General features: G+C 65.2%; 19 protein-coding genes. 13 read left to right on the top strand and 6 right to left on the bottom strand.

The window, feature by feature from the left end; genetic code table 11:
- Positions 1 to 36: 36 nt before the first annotated feature.
- The gene (locus tag ACW11F_RS01320) at positions 37 to 1,581 is read right to left on the bottom strand and encodes a transglycosylase SLT domain-containing protein (RefSeq protein WP_456995112.1); all 1,545 of its coding nucleotides are present in this window, start codon (positions 1,579 to 1,581) and stop codon (positions 37 to 39) included.
- Between the two features lie 116 nt (positions 1,582 to 1,697).
- Between ACW11F_RS01320 and ACW11F_RS01315 the strand changes: the two genes are divergently transcribed.
- Genes ACW11F_RS01315 through greB form a run of 4 tightly spaced genes read left to right on the top strand, consistent with a single transcriptional unit; the run spans position 1,698 to position 5,803 of the window.
- Positions 1,698 to 3,200 carry a helicase HerA-like domain-containing protein gene (locus ACW11F_RS01315; protein ID WP_456995110.1) on the top strand — a complete coding sequence of 501 codons (1,503 nt, stop codon included), beginning with the start codon at positions 1,698 to 1,700 and terminating at the stop codon, positions 3,198 to 3,200.
- Complete coding sequence (locus ACW11F_RS01310; RefSeq protein WP_456995108.1) at positions 3,197 to 4,759, top strand: AbgT family transporter; 1,563 nt, start codon at positions 3,197 to 3,199, stop codon at positions 4,757 to 4,759. Before ACW11F_RS01315 ends, ACW11F_RS01310 begins: the two co-directional genes overlap by 4 nt.
- 46 nt (positions 4,760 to 4,805) lie before the next feature.
- Entirely contained in the window at positions 4,806 to 5,297 is a 492-nt protein-coding gene (locus ACW11F_RS01305) for a copper resistance protein NlpE (protein ID WP_456995106.1), read from the top strand.
- Positions 5,294 to 5,803 (top strand): transcription elongation factor GreB, encoded by a 510-nt coding sequence (gene greB, locus ACW11F_RS01300; RefSeq protein WP_456995104.1) that lies wholly within the window; start codon positions 5,294 to 5,296, stop codon positions 5,801 to 5,803. Before ACW11F_RS01305 ends, greB begins: the two co-directional genes overlap by 4 nt.
- A gap of 34 nt (positions 5,804 to 5,837) precedes the next feature.
- On the opposite strand, the gene rimO is transcribed toward greB, so the two are convergent.
- Positions 5,838 to 7,169 (bottom strand): 30S ribosomal protein S12 methylthiotransferase RimO, encoded by a 1,332-nt coding sequence (gene rimO / locus ACW11F_RS01295; RefSeq protein WP_456995102.1) that lies wholly within the window; start codon positions 7,167 to 7,169, stop codon positions 5,838 to 5,840.
- Between the two features lie 326 nt (positions 7,170 to 7,495).
- Between rimO and ACW11F_RS01290 the strand changes: the two genes are divergently transcribed.
- The 3 genes from ACW11F_RS01290 (at position 7,496) to ACW11F_RS01280 (ending at position 10,536) form a co-directional block, all read left to right on the top strand.
- On the top strand, positions 7,496 to 9,241 hold the full coding sequence (locus ACW11F_RS01290; RefSeq protein ID WP_456995100.1) for a DCC1-like thiol-disulfide oxidoreductase family protein: 1,746 nt from the start codon (positions 7,496 to 7,498) through the stop codon (positions 9,239 to 9,241).
- A 183-nt stretch (positions 9,242 to 9,424) separates the two neighbouring features.
- A complete protein-coding gene (locus ACW11F_RS01285) occupies positions 9,425 to 10,108 on the top strand; it encodes a dienelactone hydrolase family protein (protein WP_456995098.1) in 684 nt (227 codons plus the stop codon).
- Positions 10,105 to 10,536 (top strand): HIT domain-containing protein, encoded by a 432-nt coding sequence (locus ACW11F_RS01280; protein WP_456995096.1) that lies wholly within the window; start codon positions 10,105 to 10,107, stop codon positions 10,534 to 10,536. The genes ACW11F_RS01285 and ACW11F_RS01280 overlap by 4 nt, the downstream gene beginning before the upstream one ends.
- A 6-nt stretch (positions 10,537 to 10,542) precedes the next feature.
- Here ACW11F_RS01280 and ACW11F_RS01275 read toward each other — a convergent pair whose 3' ends face one another.
- Positions 10,543 to 11,307, bottom strand: coding sequence for a TorF family putative porin (locus ACW11F_RS01275; RefSeq protein ID WP_456995094.1), 765 nt, complete (start codon positions 11,305 to 11,307; stop codon positions 10,543 to 10,545).
- 214 nt (positions 11,308 to 11,521) lie between these two features.
- Here ACW11F_RS01275 and ACW11F_RS01270 point away from each other — a divergent pair, with 214 nt between their 5' ends.
- The 4 genes from ACW11F_RS01270 (at position 11,522) to ACW11F_RS01255 (ending at position 15,809) form a co-directional block, all read left to right on the top strand.
- Positions 11,522 to 12,670 (top strand): polyamine ABC transporter substrate-binding protein, encoded by a 1,149-nt coding sequence (locus ACW11F_RS01270; protein WP_456995092.1) that lies wholly within the window; start codon positions 11,522 to 11,524, stop codon positions 12,668 to 12,670.
- 195 nt (positions 12,671 to 12,865) lie between these two features.
- Positions 12,866 to 14,008: an ABC transporter ATP-binding protein gene (locus ACW11F_RS01265; RefSeq protein WP_456995090.1), complete on the top strand. Its 1,143-nt coding sequence runs from the start codon at positions 12,866 to 12,868 to the stop codon at positions 14,006 to 14,008.
- A gap of 140 nt (positions 14,009 to 14,148) precedes the next feature.
- Entirely contained in the window at positions 14,149 to 15,006 is an 858-nt protein-coding gene (locus tag ACW11F_RS01260) for an ABC transporter permease subunit (protein ID WP_456995858.1), read from the top strand.
- Positions 15,003 to 15,809: an ABC transporter permease subunit gene (locus ACW11F_RS01255; RefSeq protein ID WP_456995088.1), complete on the top strand. Its 807-nt coding sequence runs from the start codon at positions 15,003 to 15,005 to the stop codon at positions 15,807 to 15,809. Before ACW11F_RS01260 ends, ACW11F_RS01255 begins: the two co-directional genes overlap by 4 nt.
- Here ACW11F_RS01255 and ACW11F_RS01250 read toward each other — a convergent pair.
- The 3 genes from ACW11F_RS01250 to apbC form a co-directional block, all read right to left on the bottom strand.
- Complete coding sequence (locus ACW11F_RS01250; protein WP_456995086.1) at positions 15,806 to 16,066, bottom strand: hypothetical protein; 261 nt, start codon at positions 16,064 to 16,066, stop codon at positions 15,806 to 15,808. The two genes, ACW11F_RS01255 and ACW11F_RS01250, sit on opposite strands and share 4 nt — an antisense overlap.
- The gene (gene dcd / locus ACW11F_RS01245) at positions 16,066 to 16,638 is read right to left on the bottom strand and encodes a dCTP deaminase (protein WP_456995084.1); all 573 of its coding nucleotides are present in this window, start codon (positions 16,636 to 16,638) and stop codon (positions 16,066 to 16,068) included. Before dcd ends, ACW11F_RS01250 begins: the two co-directional genes overlap by 1 nt.
- Positions 16,639 to 16,706: 68 nt before the next feature.
- Entirely contained in the window at positions 16,707 to 17,549 is an 843-nt protein-coding gene (apbC, locus tag ACW11F_RS01240) for an iron-sulfur cluster carrier protein ApbC (RefSeq protein WP_456995082.1), read from the bottom strand.
- 174 nt (positions 17,550 to 17,723) lie between these two features.
- Here apbC and ACW11F_RS01235 point away from each other — a divergent pair, with 174 nt between their 5' ends.
- Positions 17,724 to 19,739, top strand: a complete 2,016-nt coding sequence (locus ACW11F_RS01235; RefSeq protein ID WP_456995857.1) for an alpha/beta hydrolase family protein — start codon at positions 17,724 to 17,726, stop codon at positions 19,737 to 19,739.
- A gap of 234 nt (positions 19,740 to 19,973) precedes the next feature.
- Entirely contained in the window at positions 19,974 to 22,859 is a 2,886-nt protein-coding gene (locus ACW11F_RS01230; RefSeq protein ID WP_456995080.1) for a TonB-dependent receptor domain-containing protein, read from the top strand.
- The last annotated feature ends 111 nt before the right edge of the window (positions 22,860 to 22,970 follow it).

Here is a 22,970-nt window from a genome sequence, read left to right as displayed (position 1 = left end):
GGACACGCATGCGCGCTGCCGGCACCTCCGCGTGGCTTACTTCGCGCAGCCGCTCAGGCGCAGGGTCTGTCCCGGCTGGATGCGATAGTTCGGTGCCTTGAGGCCATTGGCCCGTGCCAGCTCGCTCACTCGACACTGGTAGCGGCGCGCGATCGCGGTCAGGTTCTCGCCACGCGCAACACGATGGGTGCGCACGGACGCCGGACGTCGCGCCGCCGCGATCTGGCTGCGTTCGGCGGGATTGGCCGGCACCACGCGTGCCGGCGTCTCGCCCGTCGCGTCCGACGCCGATTCACCCTGGGGCGTCACCAGCGGGCCCACCCGTACCACCGCCGCACCGGCATCGCTGTTGAGCAACTGGCGCGCGATCTCGGCACGCTTGCCGTTCACGCAATAGCGGTTGTACAGCGAGGCGATCGTATTGGTCACCGTCAGCTGGGTACCTTCCTGCAGCCAGGTGTTGGGCCGGAAACGCGGGTTGAGGTTGCGCAATGCGCGCTGGTAACCATTGGTGCCGCGCGCGTTGCCAAGACAAATGGTCAGCTCGTTGATGGTGGTCGCGCGCCTGAGCTGGATGCGCGTGGTACGCCCGGCACCCCAGGTGCGCGGGAAGCGCAGCCCGTAATCGGACGGATGCAGGTACAGCCAGGCCGCGGCGATCACCATCGGCACATAGTCCTTGGTCTCCGCCGGGAACTGGTCGTACACGCTGGCATCCCAGAACGTGCGACCACCGGTCTGGTTGTACACCCGCAGCGCACGTCCTTCGCCGCCGTTGTAGGCCGCCAGCGACATCTCGATGCTGCCGTTCAATTGTGCATAGCGTTCCAACAGGTACTCGGCCGCGGCCTGCGCCGACATCTGCGGGTCGAAACGGGTATCGAAACCGGTGCCATCGTTGCCGAGGCCGAAGCGGCGCCCGGTGGCGGGCATGAACTGCAACGGCCCCGAGGCCCCGGCGCGCGAGGTCACGTGCACCTTGCCGTTGGATTCCTTGGCCAGGATGCCGAACAGCAACGCCTCGGGCAGGCCGGCGCGCTGGAACGCCGGCGCCATGTGCGGACGCAGGTACTGGTAATTGACATAGCTTTCCATCAGCGCCGGGCGCATGTCGGTCAGCCAGCGACGGATACCGGCCTGCACCGCCGGATTGAACTGCACGGCCTGGATGAAGCGGCGGTTGCGATCATCCAGCAACGCCTCGGCGGTGGCCGCATCGGGCACGCCGTCGCCGGCGATGTTGATCGGATCCTCGTCCTCATCGCCTTCATCGATTTCGTCCACGCCCCGCTCGGGTGCCGGTTGCAGCATCTGCCGGTAACGCGGCATGAGCTGTGCCATCGGGCAGCCTCGCAGGGTGCCGCATTCGGTCAGCACTTTTTCCATGTCACCGATCGCCGCATCGCGTGCATCGGCATCCTCGGCCGCATCGAACTTCGCCTGTGCCGCCTCGGCGCGCTCGACCAGGGCCTGGGCGGCACGCGACAGGCGCTGCGCCTGCGCGGATTGCGGCATCAACAACGCAGCCACGGCAACAAGCGGGATGACATGCAGGCGGCAGGCACGGGAAAACGGCGACATCGGCGATCCAGTCTGTGGGGAGCACGCAGGGTAGCGAGGGCGTCTGATCGGAACAAGGCACGCGTGATCGCGTTCAGCGAATAGAATCGGGCTCATTCAATTCTTCTGGAATGCGCATGAGCTCGATTCTGGTCGGCAAGTCGATCACCCGTGCCGATGGCGGCGCGGTCACCCTGCAGGCGAAGTTCGGCAACCGCCACGGTCTGGTCGCCGGCGCCACCGGTACCGGCAAGACGGTGACCCTGATGACCCTGGCCGAAGGCTTCAGCCGTCTTGGCGTGCCGGTGTTCATCGCCGACGTCAAGGGCGACGTGGCCGGCCTCGCGGTGGCCGGGGAAATGAACGACAAGCTGGCCGCGCGGGTGGCCGAAATCGGCGTTCCCGACTACCAGCAGGCCGGCAATCCGGTGCTGTTCTGGGATCTGTGGGGCGAGAAGGGCCATCCGATCCGCACCACGGTCAGCGAGATGGGCCCCTTGCTGCTGGCACGCATCCTGGAACTGAACGACACCCAGAGCGGCGTGCTCGACATCGTGTTCAAGCTGGCCGACGACCGCGGCCTGCTGTTGCTCGACCTCAAGGACCTGCGCGCCCTGCTCAACCTGGTGGCCGAGGAGCGCAAGCAGATTTCCGGCGAATACGGCCTGGTCAGCACGCAGTCGGTGGGCGCGATCCAGCGCGCGCTGCTGCGCCTGGAGCAGGAAGGTGCCGACCGCTTCTTCGGCGAGCCGGCGCTGGAGCTGGCCGACCTGATGCGCACCCATATCAACGGTCGCGGCATGATAAGCGTGCTCGCCGCCGACCAGTTGATCCTCAAGCCGCGGCTGTATTCGAGCTTCCTGCTGTGGCTGCTGTCGGAACTGTTCGAACAGTTGCCGGAAGTCGGCGATCTGGAACAGCCCAAGCTGGTGTTCGTGTTCGACGAAGCGCACCTGCTGTTCGCCGATGCACCGCCGGCACTGCGCCAGCGCGTGGAACAGGTGGTGCGCATCATCCGCTCCAAGGGCGTGGGCGTGTACTTCTGCTCGCAGTTCCCGGACGACGTGCCCGATGCCATCCTCGGCCAGCTCGGCAACCGCGTCCAGCACGCCCTGCGCGCGTTCACCCCGCGCGACCAGAAGGCGGTGCGCACCGCGGCGCAGACCTTCGTGCAGAACCCCGCGATCGACGTCGCCGAAGCCATCGCCCAGCTCGGCGTCGGCGAGGCGCTGGTTTCGACGCTGCAGGACAAGGGCGTGCCGATGCCGGTCGAACGCACCCTGATCGCGCCGCCGGGCTGCCGCATGGGCGCGATCAGCGAGGCCGAGCGCAGCCAGGTGCGCGCAGGCAGTCCGGTCGGGCACAAGTACGACCAGCCGATCGACCGCGAATCCGCCTTCGAGGTGCTCGCACGCAAGGCCGAGCAAGCCGCGGAAGCCGCCAATGCGCCCAAGGCGGTGGAGGCCGGCGCCGAACAGGGCGGCTTCGGCCAGATGATGCGTGACGTGCTGCTCGGCACCAAGCGCCGCCAGGGTGCGATCGAAACCATGGCCAAGCAGACCGCGCGCACCATGGGCAACCAGATGGGCCGGCAGATCCTGCGCGGCGTGCTTGGCGGCTTCCTCGGGGGCCGCCGATGAATCGCCCGGCCACGCCGGTGAAAAAATCGGCAATGGATCGCTTTCTCGGCATCGTCGAGAAAGGCGGCAATGCACTGCCACATCCGGCCACCCTGTTCGCCCTGCTCGCCCTGCTGGTGGTGGCGATGTCGTGGATCGCATCGCAATTCCACATCGCCGTGCCGCACCCGACCACCGGCGAGGACATCGTGCCGGTCAATCTGGTCAGCGTGGAAGGATTGCAGCGCATCCTCGGCAGCCTGATCACCAACTTCACCAGTTTTGCGCCATTGGGCACGGTGCTGGTGTCGCTGATCGGCATCGGCGTGGCCGAACATTCGGGCCTGATCGGCGCCGCGCTGCGCAAGCTGGTGCTGGCCGCGCCGCGTTACCTGCTGACCCCGGTGATGGTGTTCGCCGGGGTGATGTCGAACATGGCCAGCGAGATCGGCTACGTGCTGCTGGTGCCGCTGGCCGGCATGGTGTTCCTGGCCGCCGGGCGCCACCCGATCCTCGGCATGGCCGCCGCGTTCGCCGGCGTCTCCGGCGGCTATTCGGCCAACCTGTTGCTGGGCACGGTCGATCCGCTGCTGGCCGGTCTGTCCGAGGAAGCCGCGCACATCGTCGATCCGACCTATGAGGTCAACGCCGCGGCCAACTGGTATTTCATGATCGTCTCCACCTTCCTCGTCACCGGGCTCGGCTGGTGGGTGACCGAGCGCATCGTCGCACGGCGCTTCCCCGATGCGCCGCGTGATGATGGCGCGACGGACGAGATCGAGCCGATCAGCGCCGCCGAGAACCGCGGCCTCAGGTTCGCGGTGATCGCCGGCGTGCTGCTGACCCTGCTGGTGCTGTGGGGCACGGTGCCGGAGAACGGCTTCCTGCGCCTGGCCGGACAGGAGGAACTGCTCGACTCGCTCAAGCCCTTCCTCAACGGCATCGTCGCGCTGATCTTCGTCTATGGCCTGGTGGTCGGCGTGGCCTACGGCATCGGCGCGGGCACGGTGAAGAACGACAGCGACGTGATCAACGGCATGGGCAAGAGCATGTCCACGCTGGGCGTGTACCTGGTGCTGGTGTTCTTCGCCGCGCAGTTCGTCGCCTTCTTCAACTGGACCCAGCTCGGCCTGATCATGGCAGTCAAGGGTGCCGACCTGCTGGTGCAGCTTCAGTTGCCGGGCGTGGTGCTGTTCGCCGGCTTCATCGTGCTGACCGCGGTGGCCAACCTGTTCATGGGGTCGGCCTCGGCCAAATGGGCGCTGATGGCGCCGGTATTCGTGCCGATGTTCATGCTGCTGGGTTATTCGCCGGAGCTGACCCAGGTCGGCTACCGCATCGGTGACTCGGTGACCAACATCATTTCGCCGATGATGAGCTACTTCGCGCTGATCATCGCCTTCCTGCAGCGCTACGAGCCCAAGGCCGGCATCGGCACCGTGATCGCGGTGATGCTGCCGTACTCGATGGTATTCCTGCTCGGCTGGACGGTGATGTTCATGCTGTGGATGGGTCTGGATCTGCCGATCGGCCCCGGAGCCCCGCTGCAATATGTCGCGCCGGCGTCAACGCCGGGTTGAGTCCGCGTCGTATAACCTCCCGATTTCCCCCCACGAGAGTCGACACATGCAACTGATCCGCACCTCCCTCCTCGCCGCCGCCGTCACCCTGGCCCTGGCCGCCTGCCAGAAAGCGCCGGACACCGCGGCACCGGCGGCACCGGCCGAGGCACAGTCCGACGCGTCCGCTGCCGCGCCTGCTGCAAGCCCGGCTGCCGATGCCGGCACCCGCGCCGGCGTGCCCGCCGCCAACGACCTGGTCGGCACCTACTCGGCCACCCTGCCCTGCGCCAGCTGTCCCGGCATCGACACCACGCTGACGCTGGAGGCCGATGGCCGCTATCGCCTGCGCGAGGTCTACCAGGGCCAGGATGGCGCGCCGGTGGAAACCGTCGGCAAGTGGGAAATCGATGACGGCAAACTGGAGCTCGACCCGGACGCCGATGATGAAACCGACCGCGAGTTCGCCATCGATTCGGTCGATGCCCTGACCCTGCTGGGCCAGGACGATCGCCGCGCCGAAAGCGGCCTGGACTACACCCTCAAGCGGCAGCGGTGAGCCGTTGGCGGCCGCCCGCCGCGGTCGGCACCGCGCTGATCACCGCGGCGGGTCAGGCCCGCCTCAAGGCGGAGCTGGATGAGTTGTGGCGCGTGCAGCGCCCGGAGGTGGTGCGCGCGCTCAGCGCCGCCGCCGCCGAAGGCGACCGCAGCGAAAACGCGGAATACGTCTATCGCAAGAAACAACTCGCCGGCATCGACCGGCGGGTGCGCTATCTGAGCAAGCGCATCCCCGCATTGAAAGTGGTCGATGCCGCACCGGCCGACCCGGAGGCGGTGTTCTTCGGTGCGGAAGTGGAGCTGGAACGGCTCGACGATGGCCAGGTGCTGCGCTATCGCATCGTCGGCCCGGACGAGACCGATGCCCGCCTCGGCCACATCAGCATCGACTCGCCGCTGGCACGGGCGATGCTGAAAAAGCGCATCGACGACGAATTCGGCGCGGAACTGCCCGGCGGCCACACCCGCTTCGCCATCATCGCGGTGAACTACCCGGCCGCAGGCTGACGCCGCCGCGCAGCGCGCTCAGGCGTGCCTCTGCTCAGTCGTCGAACACCACTTCGCCGTACAGGTCGTGCTCGTCGCTGCCGAGGATTTCGACATCGACGAATTCGCCGGGCCGGCAGCCGGCCTCGAAACCGTTCTGGATCTGCACCACGCCGTCGATTTCCGGGGCATCGGCCATCGAGCGGGCAATCGCCAGCTCGCCATCGGCCAGATCGACCAGGCAGCGCTGGGTGCTGCCGACCTTGGCCGCCAGCTTGTCCGCGGAAATCTCCGCCTGCAGCGCCATGAAGCGTGCCAGCCGCTCCTGCTTCACTTCCTCCGGCACCGGGTCGGGCAAGGCGTTGGCGGCGGCACCGTCCACCGGCGAATAGGCGAACGCGCCGACCCGATCCAGCTGCGCGTCTTCAAGGAAGTCCAGCAACTCCTCGAACTCGGCCTCGGTCTCGCCGGGGAAGCCGACGATGAAAGTGCTGCGGATGGTCAGCTCCGGGCAGATGTCGCGCCAGCGGGCGATGCGCTCGCGGGTCTTGTCGATCGCGCCGGGGCGCTTCATCAGCTTGAGGATGCGCGGGCTGGCATGTTGCAGCGGGATGTCCAGGTACGGCAGCAGCCGGCCCTCGGCCATCAGCGGGATCACCTCGTCCACATGCGGATACGGATACACGTAGTGCAGCCGCGTCCACACGCCCAGCTCCGACAGCCCTTCGCACAGCGCCTTCATGCGTGTCGCATAAGCCTTGCCGCGCCATTCTCGCTCGGCGTAACGCACATCGACGCCATAGGCGCTGGTGTCCTGCGAAATCACCAGCAACTCGCGCACCCCGCCGGCGACCAGGCGCTCGGCCTCGCGCAGCACCTCGTCCACCGGGCGGCTGACCAGGTCGCCGCGCATCGAGGGGATGATGCAGAAGCTGCAGCGATGGTTGCAGCCTTCGGAAATCTTCAGATAGGCGTAATGCCGCGGCGTCAGCTTGAGCCCGTAATCCGGCAACAGGTCGACGAAGGGATCGTGCGCCGGCGGCAGCGCCTGATGCACCGCCGACATCACGCTGGCGTAGTCCTGCGGGCCGCTGATCGACAGCACGCCCGGATGCGCCTCGCGGATCAGGTCCTCGCGCTTGCCCAGGCACCCGGTGACGATGACCTTGCCGTTCTCGGCCATCGCCTCGCCGATCGCATCCAGCGACTCGGCCACCGCGCTGTCGATGAAGCCGCAAGTGTTGACCACCACCACGTCGGCATCGTCATAGCTGGGCGCGATGGCATAGCCCTCGACTTTGAGCTGGGTCAGGATGCGCTCGGAATCGACCAGCGCCTTGGGGCAACCAAGGCTGACGAATCCGACTTTGGGCTGGGCTTGCGACATGCGGCGATACCTCGAAACGGCCGCCGATTATAGAGTTTCATGCGGCTTTCCGGCGTCCGACAACGCGCTGGCGCGAGCGGACAGGCGACCGTTTCCTCGCTTTGCGATCAAGGGCCGCACTGCAACGCACGCAGGACATGCAATGGATCGAACCCGATCCACCCGAGCGCGGGGTACGCGCCCGGCATGCCGGCGAGAAGCGTGGCCTGCGCAGCAGCGGCACACGCGAGTTTTCATGCACGGCGGGAACTGCCCGAGCGAAAAAACGGCACGAAAGCGGCGCTTGATCTTCTTCCACCCTAAACTTGCACGCCAAGGGGAGTGTGATGGCCGCCAAAATCTATTACGACGGGCAATGCCCGTTCTGCTCGCGATATACAGCTTTGCTTCGCCTCCGACAATCGGTCGGAGACATCCGGCTGGTCAACGTCAGGGAGGACGACACAGCGCGTCAAGCACTGCAAGCGGCGGGTTTCGATCTCGATCAGGGAATGGTGCTGGATCTCGATGGCCGGCTCTACGCCGGCGCCGATGCCATGCACATGCTGGCCATGCTCGGCAGCCGCAGCGGCTTGTTGAACACGATTGTCGCGCGTGTCTTCCGTGTCACATGGCTGGCGAAGCTGCTCTATCCGGTTCTGCGTGCGGGCCGGGCGCTGACGCTCTTTGCCATGGGCCGGGAACGCATTTCAGCGAGCACCCCGGCACAGCAATCCCTTTTCATGCTGTTCAGCCAGGCATGGGGGCTGTGCGCTTTCCTGCACCTGCTTTACTACATGTATTACGAAGGCGCGACCCAGGTTTTCTTGACAACATGGGCAATCGGCCTGCTCGGCGCGTATCTGACGGTTCGGCCGCGCTCGCCGCGAGCCTTTGTGGTCTTGTCCGGGCTGATGTTATGGGATGCCTGGGCGCAGATGCCGGTGTATTCCAATCACACCATCCTGCGGAACTTCACGCTGCTGGCCATCGCGGCATCGGCCATTTACACCTGGGCGCGCGGCCGCAGCTGGTCGGATTTCATGAAGAGCTTTGCGCCGGTCGGCCGATGCCTGTTGGCGATCATGTACGTGTTCGGGGTCTTCCACAAACTGAACACCGACTTCATCGATCCGTCGGTGAGTTGCGCGGTCGCCGTGTGGGAACAGATGCCGACACCCTTGAACCATGTCGACTGGCCCTGGTTCCACTTGGCCGCCATCCATGGCACCTTGATCGGCGAAACGGTGATCCTGCTGGGATTGCTGTACAAGCCATCGCGGCAGATCGCGATCATTCTCGGCATCGCCTTTCACTCGATGCTCGCCCTCAGTTCCTACGGGTTTTACCCCTCGTTCTCGACCTTGGCGGTGGCACTGCATCTGTTGTTTCTTTCTCCGCAGGCGGCCGCGCGCATCACCTCGTCGAAGCAGTGGCTGCGCGTGGAAGGAGCCACGAAGCAGTACCGTGGCTTCCTCTATGTCTCCATGTGGTTCATGTGCATGTGGTTGGCACAAAAGCATGTGACACCGAGCGCGGTTGGACTGGTGTGGTTGCCATGGGCGATCTGGATCATGGTCATGGTCGTCAAGTACGGAAAAGATGCTGAAGGGGAAAGCACTTTCGGCGCCGCGATCTTTGCCCGGCCCTGGCTTTTCAACCTGATTTCCGCCTTCTTCTTTTTCAACTGCTTCGCCCCCTATCTCGGCCTCAAAACGGCGCAATCCATGAACATGTTTGCCAATCTCGCACTCGAGGGCGGCTACAACAATCATCTGGTGCTGCGCGGCACACCTGGCCCATTCGAGTACACCAACGATGTGGTCAAGCCATTGAGCCACGGCAGCCAGTACCTCACCCATGCCAAAGAGAACGGGCTGCATCTGACCTATTACGATCTGCTCAATCAGCTGGAGAGGGATCGCAGCCTGGTGGTCAGTTTCGAGCGCAATGGCACCGTGTACACCGGGCAGTCCTACGCAACACTCAAGGCGGACGCAGAGCGGTTGCTGCACCCTCGCTGGTTTCGGAACTGGTTTCTGTTCCGCCCCATCGATATGCGATCACCGAAGCCGTGCTCGCTTTCGCAGTAACCGCGAGTGTTGCGCCGGTGTGTGCGCCCGGCGCCTGATGATCAGTCCGCCGATGATCCTCGTGAACCGGGACATCGGCGGTTTCATCCATGCCCGCTTGTGCCGTCTGCCGCCGGACGCGCCCGTGCCAGTCGCAGCGGTGGCCGCCTACAATCGAGGCAGTCCATGCAAGGGAGCAGCACGATGCAACGGATCGACCTGGACACGCCCGCAGGCCGGGTACAGGCCTGGCATGCCGTGCCGGCGGGCACGCCGCGTGGCGCGGTGATCGTGGTGCAGGAAATCTTCGGCGCCAACGCGCATGTGCGCTCGCTGATCGAGCGTCTGGCCGCGGACGGCTGGGAAGCACTGGCACCATCGATGTTCGACCCGGTCACGCCCGATGCAGCCGGCATCGAACTGGACTACGACGATGCCGGCATGGCACGCGGCCGCGAACTGGCCGCGGAACTGGGCTTTGCCGCCGCCGTGCAGATCATCGATGCCGCCCAGCAATGGCTTGAAGGGCGCGGGCGCAAGGTCGCGGTGATGGGCTTTTGCTGGGGCGGCAGCGTCGCCCTGCTCGGCAATCTGCGGCTGGGCCTGCCAGCGATCGGCTGGTACGGCGCACGCAGCATGCCCTTCCTCAACGAGCCATTGCGCGCGCCGCTGCTGCTGCACTTCGGCGAAGAAGATCCGCTGATCCCGGCCGAGGACATCGAACGCCAGCGCGCCGCCTGGCCCGAAGCCGGCGTGCACGTCTACCAGGGCGCCGGCCACGCCTTCAACCGCGACTGCGACGGCGAACACTTCCGCCCCGGCGCCGCGGCGCTGGCCTGGAGCCGCAGCCTGGAGTTCCTCGAACAGCACCTTGAAACATCGGCATGAGCGCCGCGCCCGATTTCCGGCTCGATCCGCGACTGGGCGCCGACAGCCATGCCCTCGCCGAATGGCCGCTGTGCACGCTGCGCCTGATGGACGATGCACAGTACCCGTGGCTGCTGCTGGTGCCACGGATCGCCCGCGCACGCGAACTGATCGATCTGCAACCCGCGCAACGCCGCCAGCTGCACGTGGAAACCGATGCCGCCGCGCAGCTTCTGCGCGACGTGTTCGCCCCGCACAAACTCAATGTCGCGGCACTGGGCAACGTGGTCGAACAACTGCACGTCCACGTTATCGCACGCTTCCGCGAAGACCCTGCCTGGCCACGCCCGGTCTGGGGCGCGGCCCCGATGCAGCGCCGCAGCGAGGCCGAACGTGGGGAATTGATCCAGCGCCTCCAGGCACGGCTGCCGCAACTGACAGCCGACTGAGCGCGCTCAAAACTGCCAGTGCAGCCCCAATGCGACGCGTGAGCTGGCCTGGCTGGCATCGTCCAGTGCTTCGGACAGGGCCTCGCCGTAGCTGTTCACGCCGGTCCAGCTCAGGCGCGCGGTCAGCGGGCCGAAGTCGCGGGCCAGGCCGATGACGAAGTCGTTGTAGCTGTCGCCGGCGGCCTTGCGCAGGTCGTAATGGCCGATCTGTGCGTCCAGGCGCAGGCCGCTGTCGCCCAGTTCCAGTTCGGTGCCGACGTTGTAGTACAGGCCGCGACCGCCAAGGGCGAAGATGTCCGGCGACCAGGCCATGCCGACGTACACCGGCGCCCGGAAGTCCAGCCGCGCTTCCAGCTCGGTATAGGCGTAGTTGAAGTCCGGCTTGTGACCGGGATAGCTGACCCGGGTCAGGGTCATGTCCAGCGCCATGCCGCCGCCGATGTCGCCGGACCAGCCGATGTACGGGTCCAGCTCGTAGCGCACGCCGTCGTCCTCGTCGTCACTGGCGGTGAAGTCGACGTTCGAAGCCCACACGCCGGCGTAGACGCCACTGTCGTGGGTCAGGTTGAGGTCGAGCTGCAGCGCCGGCTTGCCACGGGTCTGCGACACCCCGCGCCAAACGTAATCGCTCAGCAGCGCCACCTCGCCGCCGAACTCCCAACCGGAACCCGCAGCGTGTTCTTCCACTTCTTCCTGCGCCAGCGCCGGGCCGGCCAACAGCGTGCCTGCCAGCAACAGAGCAAAAGACAGGCCAAAAGCAATCGTGCGCATCTCGCCTCCGGGCGCGGGGAAAGCTGCATACGATAGCGCCAAACCCGGCCCGTATCGCAGGCGGCAGGCCGCGAAATCCACCCGCCGCGACGCGCGCCAAGCGCGCCGGCCCGATGCGCACGCACTGCCTGCACGGCAACGCTTATCATCGCCCCATCGCCGGCCTGATCGCCGATCTCATTGTTGATCCCATCGCCTGCCCACGGAGTCGTCCATGAACCTGCGCCTCGCCCCGCTCGCCGCCGTGCTCGTGCTGAGCGCCGCCTGTGGCGGCAAACCCGCCACCGACGGCACCGATGCCGCACCCGCCGGCCCCGAAGAAAAGGTGCTCAACGTCTACAACTGGTCGGACTACGTGGCCCCGGACACCATCGCCAACTTCGAGAAAGCCACCGGCATCAAGGTCAATTACGACGTGTATTCGGAAAACGAGACGCTGGAAACCAAGCTCTCGGCCGGGCGCTCGGGCTATGACGTGGTGTTCCCCTCGGCGCGGCCGTTCGCCCAGCGCCAGATCGCCGGCGGCATGTACGCCGAGCTCGACCGCGACCAGCTCGGCAACTGGTCGAACCTCGACCCGGCGATCCTCCAGGGTCTTGAGGACATCGATCCGGGCAACCGCCACGTGGTGCCGTACATGTGGGGCACCACCGGGCTGGGCATCAACGTGGACAAGGTGAAAGCCGCACTGGGCGATGCCGCGCCGCTGGACTCGTGGTCGCTGCTGTTCGATCCGGCCAATGCGGCCAAGCTCGCCAGCTGCGGCATCAGCGTGCTGGATGACGACCAGGAAGCCTTCGGCGCGGCGCTGATCTGGCTCGGGCGCGACCCCAACGCCGGCAGCGCCGACGAGATCGATGCGGTCAAGCAGGTGTATGCGGCGATCCGCCCGCACATCCGCACCTTCAACAACGCCGAATACAAGGATGCACTGGCCAATGGCGACGTGTGCGTGGCGATGGGCTATTCCGGCGACATCGGCCAGGCGCGCGACGTCGCCATCGAAGCCGCGCAAGGCGCCGGCCGCCCGGCACCGGACATCCGCTACGTGATCCCGAAGGAAGGCGCGATCCGCTGGATCGACGTGATCGCGGTACCCAAGGACGCGCGCCACCCGAACAACGCCATGGCCTTCATCAACTACCTGCTGCAGCCGGAAGTGATCGCCGCGATCAGCAACGAAGTCGCCTACGCCAACCCCAACCTCGGCGCCACCGAACTGGTCGACCCCGACCTCGCCCAGGACCCCGGCGTCTATCCGCCTGCCGAAGTCCGCGCCAAGCTGATCGATCCGCATGCACTGCCGGAAAGCACCCAGCGGCAGCGGGTACGGGCCTGGACGGGGATCAAGAGTGGAAGATAAAGGCTAGGAACGAGTGTGGAGAAACGAGGAACGAGTGAAAAGCATCGCTTGCTCACACTTCCCGCTCATCTCCGCCCCACCGCTGTTACTCGTTACTCGTTACTAGTTCCTCGTTCCTAGCCCTTACTCGTTCCTCCACACTCGTTCCCAGCTCTACCACTCGTTCCTCGTTCCTAATCACTCGTTCCTAGCCTGATGAAGCCCATCCGCCCCACTCCCATCGAACCCTGGCGCGATACGGAAGCCGCGCCGTTCGTGCGCATCGAGGGGGTGACCAAGACCTTCGGCAAGCTGTATGCGTGCGATGACATTTCGCTGGACATCTATCGCGGCGAGTTCTTTGCGCTGCTCGGGGGTTCGGGGTCGGGCAAGAGCACGCTGTTGCGGATCCTGGCCGGGCTGGTGACGCCGGATGCGGGGCGGGTGCTGATCGACGGGGTGGATGTCACCGATCTGCCGCCGTACAAGCGCCCGGTGAACATGATGTTCCAGAGTTATGCGCTGTTCCCGCACATGAGCGTGGCGCAGAACATCGCTTTCGGGCTGAAGCAGGACGGGCTGCCGGCAGGCGAGATCCGCGATCGCGTGGCGCGCATGCTGGAACTGGTGCAGATGCCGCAGCTGGGCGGGCGCAAGCCGGATCAGCTCTCCGGCGGCCAGCGCCAGCGCGTGGCACTGGCACGTGCGCTGGCCAAACAGCCCAAGCTGCTGCTGCTGGACGAGCCGCTGGGCGCGCTGGACAAGCGCCTGCGCGAGCGCACCCAGTTCGAGCTGGTCAACATCCAGGAACAGGTCGGCACCACCTTCGTCATGGTCACCCACGACCAGGAGGAGGCGATGACCATGTCCAGCCGCATCGCGGTGATGGACAGCGGGCGCATCGTCCAGGTCTCGACCCCGGCGGCGCTGTACGAATACCCGGCGACCCGCTTCGTCGCCGAGTTCATCGGCGGCATCAACCTGTTCGAGGGCCGTGTGCATTCGCATGATGCCGAGGCCGGGCTGCTGCGGGTGCAGTGCGATGCGGTCGAAGGCGGCATCCTGCTGGCGGCGCAGGCCGATCCGATCCCCGAGGGCACCGCGGTCAGCGTGGCGGTGCGGCCGGAGAAGATCGACGTGCACGAGGACAAGGTCAGCGCCGAAAACGTCGCCGTCGGCCAGGTGCGCGACGTGGCGTATCTCGGCGATGTCTCGATCTACCACGTGGAAACCGCTTCCGGCGCGGTGATCCGGGTGCAGGAAACCCATGTCGAGCGCAGCTCCGAGCCGCATTACCAGTGGGAAGAAACCCTTTGGCTGTCGTGGTCGGCGGCCAGCTCGGTGGTGCTGACCACATGATCGGGGCGCCGCGCGATCGCCGCGCCGAGGGCGTGTGGTCGTTCTGGGACGACGTGGTGCGCAACCTGTTCGGCTGGTTCCGCGCCGTCGGCCGCGAGTTCCGCACCCGCCGCGGGCGTTTCCTGGTCACCGCGATCCCGATGCTGTGGCTGCTGCTGTTCTTCGCCACGCCCTTTTTGATCGTGCTGAAGATCAGCTTCGCCGAAGCGGTGTTCGGCCAGTCGCCGCCCTACACCTCGCTGATCCAGCAAACCGCCGACGGTGCGCACGCGCTGAAACTGCGCGCCTCGGCCTACGCCCTGCTGCTGCAGGACCCGCTGTACGTGTCGGCCTATCTGAAGTCGCTGCTGTTCGCAGGCGTCTCAACCGTGTTCTGCCTGCTGCTGGGCTACCCGATCGCCTACGGCATCGCCCGCGCGCGCCCGGCCTGGCGGCTGGCGCTGCTGGTGCTGGTGATCCTGCCGTTCTGGACCAGCTCGCTGCTGCGCACCTACGCGATGATCGGCATCCTCAAGGCCAATGGCCTGGCCTCGCAGGCGCTGGCGGCGCTGGGCATCATCGAGCCGGGCACGGCGATCCTGCATACCGATCTGGCCGTCTACATCGGCATCGTCTACAACTACCTGCCGTTCATGATCCTGCCGCTGACCGCGACGCTGATGCGGCTGGACTTCACCCTGATCGATGCCGCCGCCGACCTCGGCGCGCGGCCGTGGCAGTCGTTCCTGCGCATCACCGTGCCGCTGTCGATGCCGGGCATCATCGCCGGCGCGCTGCTGGTGTTCATCCCCGCGGTCGGCGAGTTCGTGATCCCGGACATCCTCGGCGGGCCGGACGCGCTGACCATCGGCCGCGTGCTGTGGACCGAGTTCTTCAACAACCGCGACTGGCCGGTGGCCTCGGCGGTGGCGATCGCGATGCTGCTGCTGATCGTGATCCCCACCCTGCTGTTCGAATACTTCGAGAACCGCCGCGCACAGCGCGAGGCGCAGGCATGAAGCGGCGCAACTGGGGCCTGGTCGCGGTGATGGCGCTGGGCTACGCCTTCCTGTACATCCCGATCCTGTCGATGGTGGTGTATTCGTTCAGCGCCTCGCGCCTGGCCACCGTCTGGGGCGGGTTTTCCACCCGCTGGTACGTGGCGCTGCTGCACAACGAGCAGATCATCACCGCGCTCGGCCGCAGCCTGACCATCGCGGCGGTCTCGGCCAGCGTCGCGGTGTGCATCGGCACCGCCAGCGGGCTGGCGCTGTCGCGCTTCGGCAAGTTCCCCGGGCGCGGGCTGCTGTCGCTGATGAACTCCTCGCCGATGGTGATGCCCGACGTGATGCTGGGCCTGTCCTCGCTGCTGCTGTTCGTCGCCATGCAGCAGCTGTTCGACTGGCCCGAGCGCGGCATGCTGACCATCACCCTGGCGCACATCACCCTGACCGCCTGCTACGTCACCGTGGTGGTGCGCTCGCGCATGGGCTCGCTGGACGAGTCGCTGGAGGAAGCGGCGATGGATCTGGGCGCGCGGCCATGGCGGGTATTTTTCCGCATCACCCTGCCGCTGATCGCGCCGGCACTGGTGGCCGGTTGGCTGCTCGCCTTCACCCTGTCGCTGGATGACCTGGTGATCGCCAGCTTCACCTCCGGGCCGGGTTCGAGCACGTTGCCGATGCTGATCTATTCCAAGGTCAAGCTCGGCGTGACCCCGGAAATCAACGCGCTGGCAACGCTGATGGTGACGGTGGTGGCGGTTGGCGTGGCCATCGCCGGGATCGTGATGCAGCGGCGCGAGCGCACCGACGGCGGTTAAAGCACGCCGCGTTTCTTCTCCACCAGCCACAGGCCGATGCCGGCAAGCGCGCCGATGCCGATCGCCAGCCACCACGGCAGCCCGGCCAGCCCGCGCAGCAGCGCCATCACGATCACCCCGACCACGACGAACTGGCTGTAGCGCCACGGGCTGTTGATGAAGCCGCGTGCCAGCTGTTCGTGGCGCGGCTCGGGCTGCCTGTCGGGTTGCCTGCCGCGCTGCGCGGCCGGCTGGCGGCGCTTGCGTGCCTTGCCCATCAGGTCCTCGGCAGGGTCACGCCGGTCTGGCCCTGGTACTTGCCGCCGCGGTCCTTGTACGAGGTCTCGCAGATGTCATCGGCCGCGGCCTGGAAAAACAGCATCTGCGCCACGCCCTCGTTGGCGTAGATGCGCGCCGGCAGTGGTGTGGTGTTGGAGAACTCCAGGGTCACATGCCCTTCCCACTCCGGCTCCAGCGGGGTGACGTTGACGATGATCCCGCAACGCGCATAGGTGCTCTTGCCCAGGCACACCACCAAGGTGTCGCGCGGGATGCGGAAGTATTCCACCGTGCGCGCCAGGGCGAAGGAATTGGGCGGGATGATGCACTCGTCGGCCTCGATGTCGACGAAGCTCTTGGGATCGAAGTGCTTGGGATCGACGATGGTCGAGTTGATGTTGGTGAACACCTTGAACTCGCGCGAGCAGCGCACGTCATAGCCATAGCTGGAAGTGCCGTAGCTGACGATGCGCTGCCCGGCCACCTGCTTGACCTGGCCGGGCTCGTAAGGCTCGATCATGCCGTGCTGCTCGGCCATGCGGCGGATCCAGCGATCACTCTTGATGCTCATCATTCACCCTTGGAAGCGGACACGGCATTCTAGCCCCGGCGACGACGCCGACAGGCCCGGGCGTGGAGTCAGATCAGCGATGCGGCGATCGGCATGCGCGCACGCGGACGCTGATCCAGCACCTGCAGCATGCGTCGCGCCGCGTCGCGATAGGCCGCCGCGGCCGCCGACTCCGGCTCGGCGAGGGTCACCGGCGTGCCGGCATCGCCGCGTTCGCGGATGCGCACGTCCAGCGGCAGCGACCCCAGCAGCGGCAGCCCGTAGCTTTCCCCCATGCGCTCGCCGCCACCGCTGCCGAACACGTGCTCGGCATGCCCGCACTGGCTGCACACGTGCACCGCCATGTTCTCGATCAGGCCCAGCACCGGCACCTCGACCTTCTCGAACATCTTCACCGCCTTGCGCGCATCCAGCGTGGCGATGTCCTGCGGCGTGGTCACCACCACCGCGCCGGCCACCGGGATCTTCTGCGCCAAGGTCAACTGGATGTCGCCGGTACCCGGCGGCAGGTCCATCACCAGCACGTCCAGATCGCCCCAGCGGGTGTCGTTGAACAACTGCATCAATGCCGAAGTCGCCATCGGCCCACGCCAGATCATCGGCGTGTCCTGATCCACCAAGAGGCCGATCGACATCGCCTCCAGACCATGCGCGCGCATCGGCTCGATGCTCTTGCCATCCGGGCTGTCGGGCTTGCCGGACAGGCCCAGCATCATCGGGATGCTCGGCCCGTAGATGTCCGCATCCAGCACGCCGACCCGCAAGCCCTCCTGCATCAGCGCCGCGGCCAGGTTGACCGCGGTGGTGGACTTGCCCACCCCGCCCTTGCCGGAAGCCACCGCGATCACGTTGCGGATGCGCGGGTGCGGCTGCAGATCGCGTTGCGGGGCATGCGCGGAAAGCCTGTTCATCTCAAGCACCATGTGGAAGCATTCCATTTCACCATCTCGGGCTGGAGAACGCCACTTCGCTTCTCCACTTCATGCCGATGCTCGCTGGATGCACGCCAACCGTTTTTCAGGTTGAATACGGTTTCACGACTGTTCAGTCTTCCTCCGCCCCGGACAACAACAAGGGAAATACGCATGAACCAATGGAAATTCCCGGTGCTTGCGAGCGCCCTCGCGCTCAGCCTCACCGCCAATGCACGCGAGCCCATTCCCGCCGAATCGTTCGCACGCGTACCGCAAGTGCAATCCGTCTCCATGAGCGCGGACGGCAAGAGCCTGGTCGCCTTGGTCGAAGCTCCCGGAAGCAACCACCAGGAAACCGCACTGGCGACATGGAACCTTGACAGCAATGCCGCCGGCCCGGTGATAACGCCATCGGGCAACCGCATGAAGTTCATTGCGGCCAGTGCACTGAAGGCAGGCCGTGCACTGGTTCTCGGTCGCCAGGAATGGACAGGCCAGCTCGCCGGCTGTGGCGAGGGCAGCGTCACCGGGGCCACGAAGACCTTCGTGACCAAGCTGTATCTGACCGACCTCGAGCAGAAGAAGTTCAGCGAAGCCTTCGCCGAAAACACCCGCAGGATCGGGGTCAGCAAGGAAACCCAGCAATGCATGGAGATTGCCGGCAGCGCATCGCTGGTCAGCACGCTGCCGCTGGATCCGGATAACGTCATCATCCGCCAGTTGAACGAGGCGACGCTGCAAGCCAACTACTACCTCTACAACCTTCGCACGGACGAAACCAAGCTCCTGTTCCGCGCGGGCGGTCGCACCCAGCCCGGCCTGTTCAATCCGCGCAATGGCGAGGTCATGACCCGAAGCCAGATCGAGCCCGTGGCCGGCGACTTCGAGCAACGCATCTTCATCGTGAATCCGGCCAGCGGCGAGTTCGAACAGCACGACGCCCTGACCAGCAAGGTCGGTGACCGGTATACGGTGGAAATCGTCGGCATCGACGAAACCAGCGGCAAGTATTACGTGCTGACCGATCTCAAGTCAGATCTGATCCAGGCATGGATGTATGACCCGAAGACCCGTGCATTCGATTCCGAGCCACTGGTCGCGCACCCACAGTATTCCATCGGCAATTTGATCCTTGGCACTCAGCCCAGCAACTTCAATCAGGTCCTGGGTTTCGTGACTGCCGGCCCAACCATGGAGGCGGTCTATGTCGATCCGCAAATGAAGGCAATCCATGACGGATTGAAGAACAGCTACCCGGGGCAGAACGTATCGATCAACGGCTACAACGACGACCTTTCGCGCGTTCTGTTCACCACTTCGAGCCCGCGGCACTCGCCTACCTACCATCTGCTGCTGGATCGCAAGAACGTCAAACCCATCGGCAGCCAACGCCCGTGGATCAGTCCAGCGCAAATCGGCGAGCAACGCTGGATCACCTACGAGGCTCGTGACGGCATGAAAATCCCCGCCATCCTGGACTTGCCGGTCGGCTGGAAACAGGGGGATCCGGCACTGCCCGCCATCGTCCATCCCCACGGTGGGCCGTGGGCGCGTGACTTTGCCGGCTGGGATGGTTCGGGCTGGGTTCCATTCCTGACCTCACGCGGTTACGCCGTGCTGCGACCGCAATACCGCGGCTCTGCCGGCCTGGGACGGCAACTCTGGCTTGCCGGTGATGCCGAATGGGGCCAGAAGATGCAGGATGACAATGACGACGCCGCTGCGTGGCTGGTCAAGGAAGGCATCGCAGGCAAGGATCGGATCGCCATCTTTGGCTACTCGTACGGCGGCTTCGCTGCCGCAGCGGCCACCGTGCGGCCAGATGGCCCCTTCCAGTGCGCCATTTCCGGTGCACCCGTCACCAACCTCGCTCGCATCGGCCGCTCATGGAGCGACAATCGCCTGCAGCGCATCCTCCAGGGCAGGACCGTGACCGGCATGGACCCCATGCGCAACACAGACAAGGCCAGCATCCCGATCCTTCTGTACGTCGGTGATCGCGACGTGCGCACCCCAGCCTTCCATGCCAAAAGTTTCTACGATGCGGTGAAGGGCAAGGTCAATGCCAAGTACGAATTGATCGCCGACATGCCGCACAGCATGCCTTGGTACCCGCGACACCAGGTACAGACGCTGGGTTTGATCGAGGAGTTCCTGGCCAAGGACTGCGGGCCGGGAGGCCTCTGAATCGCTGTCTGACGCCAGCCACTCGGGCGCTGCCGTGCCGCTGTCCGCGCAGCACGAGCAGCGCCCGCTCGCGCCATTCACTTGTAATGCCCGCATCGGCCGCTTTGGCATGCGGGAGCTCGGCTTGCAATACTTTGTAAACACTGCTATCACTATTTTTTAACACTCGGTAGGCCCACCAAACAAAAGGGGAGCAACATGCGTTCTACATCTCGTCACTCATCGCCGAAGCGCTTGCCGCTGCTGGTTGCCATGCTCGGCTGCCTGTACGGTGCCAGCGCAATGGCGCAATCGCAGCCAGCTCAGGAGCCTGAAAGCGAGCCGGAAACGCCGAGCCAGCAGCAGGACACGCAGGCGCTGGAAACGGTTACCGTCACCGGCTCTTTGCTGCGTCGCAAGGAGTACGAAACAGTTGCACCGGTGCAGATCATCACCACGGACACCAGTGTGGCCGTTGGCCAGATCGATACTGCGGAGTTCCTCCAGCAATCCAGCGTCGCAGCCGGTTCGACCCAGATCGCCAACCAGTTCGCCGGCTACGTGACCGAAGGTGGTATCGGCGCGCAAACGATCTCGCTGCGCGGACTGGGTGCCAACCGCACCTTGGTGCTGCTCAATGGTGCCCGTCCGGGTCCGGCAGGCACCCGCGGCCAGGTGGGCGCGTTCGACCTCAACGTCATCCCGCAGGTCATTCTGCAGCGCGCTGAAATCGTCAAGGACGGTACTTCGTCGATTTATGGGTCGGATGCGGTGGCCGGCGTCGTCAATCTGATCACGCGCAAGAACATTGACCGCCCCGAGATCTCGATCATGGCACGTGGCCCGCTCCACTCCGGTGGCGAGTCGCTCGACGTGTCCGGCGTGACCGGCTGGAACTTCAATACCGGCAACCTGGCGCTGGCTGCCAGCTACTACAAGCAGAGGTCGATGAAGGTCGGTGACCGCGACTTCTTCCGCTGTGCGGAAGATCTTGTCTGGGATGCCGAAGGCAATCGTATCGACCGCGAGGATCGATCGATTCTTGCTGGCACCGAGTATGCCAACTGCAACATGATGCTGTTCAATGCCATTGACGATGCACTGACCGGCGTTCGTTACGTGCCGTCGCCCGATGGCGTGAGCAGTGGACCTTTCCCGGGCTGGCGTCCGCGCGCGAACACCACCTACGCCAACTCGCCGCAAGCCTCCTATGAGGAAGTCCTGAATGGCGAGTTCCTGCGCGCAGGCGACGTGTTCAGCGCGATGGAGCGCTTCAGCGTGTACGGCAGCGCGGACTTCAACCTGGGTGGCAGCGTCAACTGGACCAGTGAAGTGCTGTTCAACCAGCGCAAGACCGAAGCCCGCCGTTTCCGCCAGTTCTTCCCCATCATCGGTGGCTCCAATGCCATCCGACCCGGGTTCGGCTACGCCAACGACCCGGACTTCGTCAACCCGGTTCCCAGCGGCGTGGCGCGTCCGATCATGCCGTTCCGCTCGAATACCAACGTCAAGGTCGATTACTACTATGTCAATACCGGCTTCGACGGCCTGCTGCCATTCGGCGACTGGTCATGGAAGGCCAACACCTCGTATTCGCGCAGCAAGGGCACGTACAACGGCCTTGCCATCAGTGCATCGCGTTCGGGTGACGTGCAGTACAGCGACGACGCCCCGACCCTGGACTATTTCGACCCGGGCTTCCTGGATGGCTCGCGCATGGATGAACTGGTTGCCGCAATCGGCCAGTGGGATCGCGGTGTGACCACCTATGACCAGTTCGTGGTCAATGCGGTAGCCACCGGCGAGCTGTTCCAACTTCCTGCCGGTGGCGTGGGTGTGGCCATCGGTGCCGAGTATCGCCGCTACAGCATCGATGATCAGCCCGGCGAGCTGTCCCGTGCCGGTGACCTCTGGGGCCAGTCCTCGGCCCAGGTGACCAAGGGCAAGGACAGCGTCAAGGAACTCTTTGCTGAAGTCGAGGTGCCGATCCTCAAGGCTGTTCCGGCGTTTGAAACCCTCACCTTCAACGCCTCCGGGCGCGTGTTCGACTACGACTCGGTGGGCGACAGCGATTCGGTGTGGAAGGCCGGCCTCAACTGGCAGATCGTACCGTCCCTGCGCTTGCGCGCGACCAGGGGGACATCGTTCCGGGCACCCGGCCTGTACGAACTCTATCTGGGCAATCAGAGCGGCTTCGTCGGCCAGCTTGCCATCGACCCCTGCGTACGCTGGGGTGAAAGCAGCAATGACCACATCCGCGCCAACTGTGCGGCTGCGGGCATCCCGGATGACTACGCCGGTGGTGCTGCGTCGGCGCGCGTGTTCACCGGTGGTGGTGCTGGCTTCCTCCAACCGGAAACATCGACTGCATTCAACGCCGGTTTTGTATGGACGCCCTCGTTCGCTCCGCTGAGCCTGGCATTCGATTACTTCAAGTACGAGGTCAAGGACGAGATCGCATCGCTGGGAGCGGGCGATATTCTGGCTGCCTGCTACGGCGCGCCGGTCTATCCGAACAACTACTGCAGCATGTTCACGCGCAATCCGAACAACGATCCGACCGCACCCAACGCGATTGGTGACGTGTACGCGACGTACATCAACATCAACCGCCAGATGATCCGCGGCTACGACCTGATCATGCGTTTCGACAAGGACTTCAACTTCGGTTCGCTGGAGATGGAAGGCAACTTCAGCTACCTGCTGGAAGACGTCGAACAGGTCTTCGACAGTGCGGCCGAAAGCGGATACGACTCGACCGACTGGGTCGGCTACATCGCACGACCGAAGCTGGTGGGGAACTATCGCACCAGCCTCAAGCGGGGTGACTGGACGTTCACCTGGGCCATGGACTACGTCGGTTCCACCAAGAACACCCTGATCCAGCCGACCTTCACCTATCAGGGCTTCCCGAATGCAGTCCGCAAGATCACGGCAGAAAGCCAGCTCTATCACGCTTTGTCCGTCGGCTACCGCGCGGACAAGTGGTCGCTGCTGGTGGGCATGCGCAACGTGTTTGACGCCAAGCCGCCGGTGATGACCACCGGCACCGCAACGCGCTATGGCAATATTCCGGCGTTCGCCACCCAGTACGACTGGTACGGTCGCACGCTGTATGCGCGTTACAACTACCGCTTCTGATCACGGGATTTGACGCGGCAATGGACAAGGGCGACTTCGGTCGCCCTTGTCTTTTTCCGTTTGGGGAATCGTCGGACCGCCACGTGCCCGCAGCCTGAACGCGCCAGCGCG

Source organism: Luteimonas sp. e5 (assembly GCF_054031035.1).
The sequence above is the reverse complement of the archived record's forward strand: the minus strand, read 5'-3'. Positions and strand labels throughout refer to the sequence as shown.

Bases quoted from the DNA above. Each gene is read 5' to 3' on its own strand.
- ACW11F_RS01250 (WP_456995086.1), bottom strand. From the start codon at position 16,066: ATGGGCAAGGCACGCAAGCGCCGCCAGCCGGCCGCGCAGCGCGGCAGG.
- ACW11F_RS01305 (WP_456995106.1), top strand. From the start codon at position 4,806: ATGCAACTGATCCGCACCTCCCTCCTCGCCGCCGCCGTCACCCTGGCC.
- ACW11F_RS01255 (WP_456995088.1), top strand. From the start codon at position 15,003: ATGAAGCGGCGCAACTGGGGCCTGGTCGCGGTGATGGCGCTGGGCTAC.
- ACW11F_RS01285 (WP_456995098.1), top strand. From the start codon at position 9,425: ATGCAACGGATCGACCTGGACACGCCCGCAGGCCGGGTACAGGCCTGG.
- ACW11F_RS01265 (WP_456995090.1), top strand. From the start codon at position 12,866: ATGAAGCCCATCCGCCCCACTCCCATCGAACCCTGGCGCGATACGGAA.
- rimO (WP_456995102.1), bottom strand. From the start codon at position 7,169: ATGTCGCAAGCCCAGCCCAAAGTCGGATTCGTCAGCCTTGGTTGCCCC.
- ACW11F_RS01270 (WP_456995092.1), top strand. From the start codon at position 11,522: ATGAACCTGCGCCTCGCCCCGCTCGCCGCCGTGCTCGTGCTGAGCGCC.
- dcd (WP_456995084.1), bottom strand. From the start codon at position 16,638: ATGAGCATCAAGAGTGATCGCTGGATCCGCCGCATGGCCGAGCAGCAC.
- ACW11F_RS01315 (WP_456995110.1), top strand. From the start codon at position 1,698: ATGAGCTCGATTCTGGTCGGCAAGTCGATCACCCGTGCCGATGGCGGC.
- ACW11F_RS01280 (WP_456995096.1), top strand. From the start codon at position 10,105: ATGAGCGCCGCGCCCGATTTCCGGCTCGATCCGCGACTGGGCGCCGAC.
- ACW11F_RS01320 (WP_456995112.1), bottom strand. From the start codon at position 1,581: ATGTCGCCGTTTTCCCGTGCCTGCCGCCTGCATGTCATCCCGCTTGTT.
- ACW11F_RS01260 (WP_456995858.1), top strand. From the start codon at position 14,149: ATGCTGTGGCTGCTGCTGTTCTTCGCCACGCCCTTTTTGATCGTGCTG.
- ACW11F_RS01310 (WP_456995108.1), top strand. From the start codon at position 3,197: ATGAATCGCCCGGCCACGCCGGTGAAAAAATCGGCAATGGATCGCTTT.
- ACW11F_RS01235 (WP_456995857.1), top strand. From the start codon at position 17,724: ATGAACCAATGGAAATTCCCGGTGCTTGCGAGCGCCCTCGCGCTCAGC.
- apbC (WP_456995082.1), bottom strand. From the start codon at position 17,549: ATGAACAGGCTTTCCGCGCATGCCCCGCAACGCGATCTGCAGCCGCAC.
- ACW11F_RS01275 (WP_456995094.1), bottom strand. From the start codon at position 11,307: ATGCGCACGATTGCTTTTGGCCTGTCTTTTGCTCTGTTGCTGGCAGGC.
- ACW11F_RS01290 (WP_456995100.1), top strand. From the start codon at position 7,496: ATGGCCGCCAAAATCTATTACGACGGGCAATGCCCGTTCTGCTCGCGA.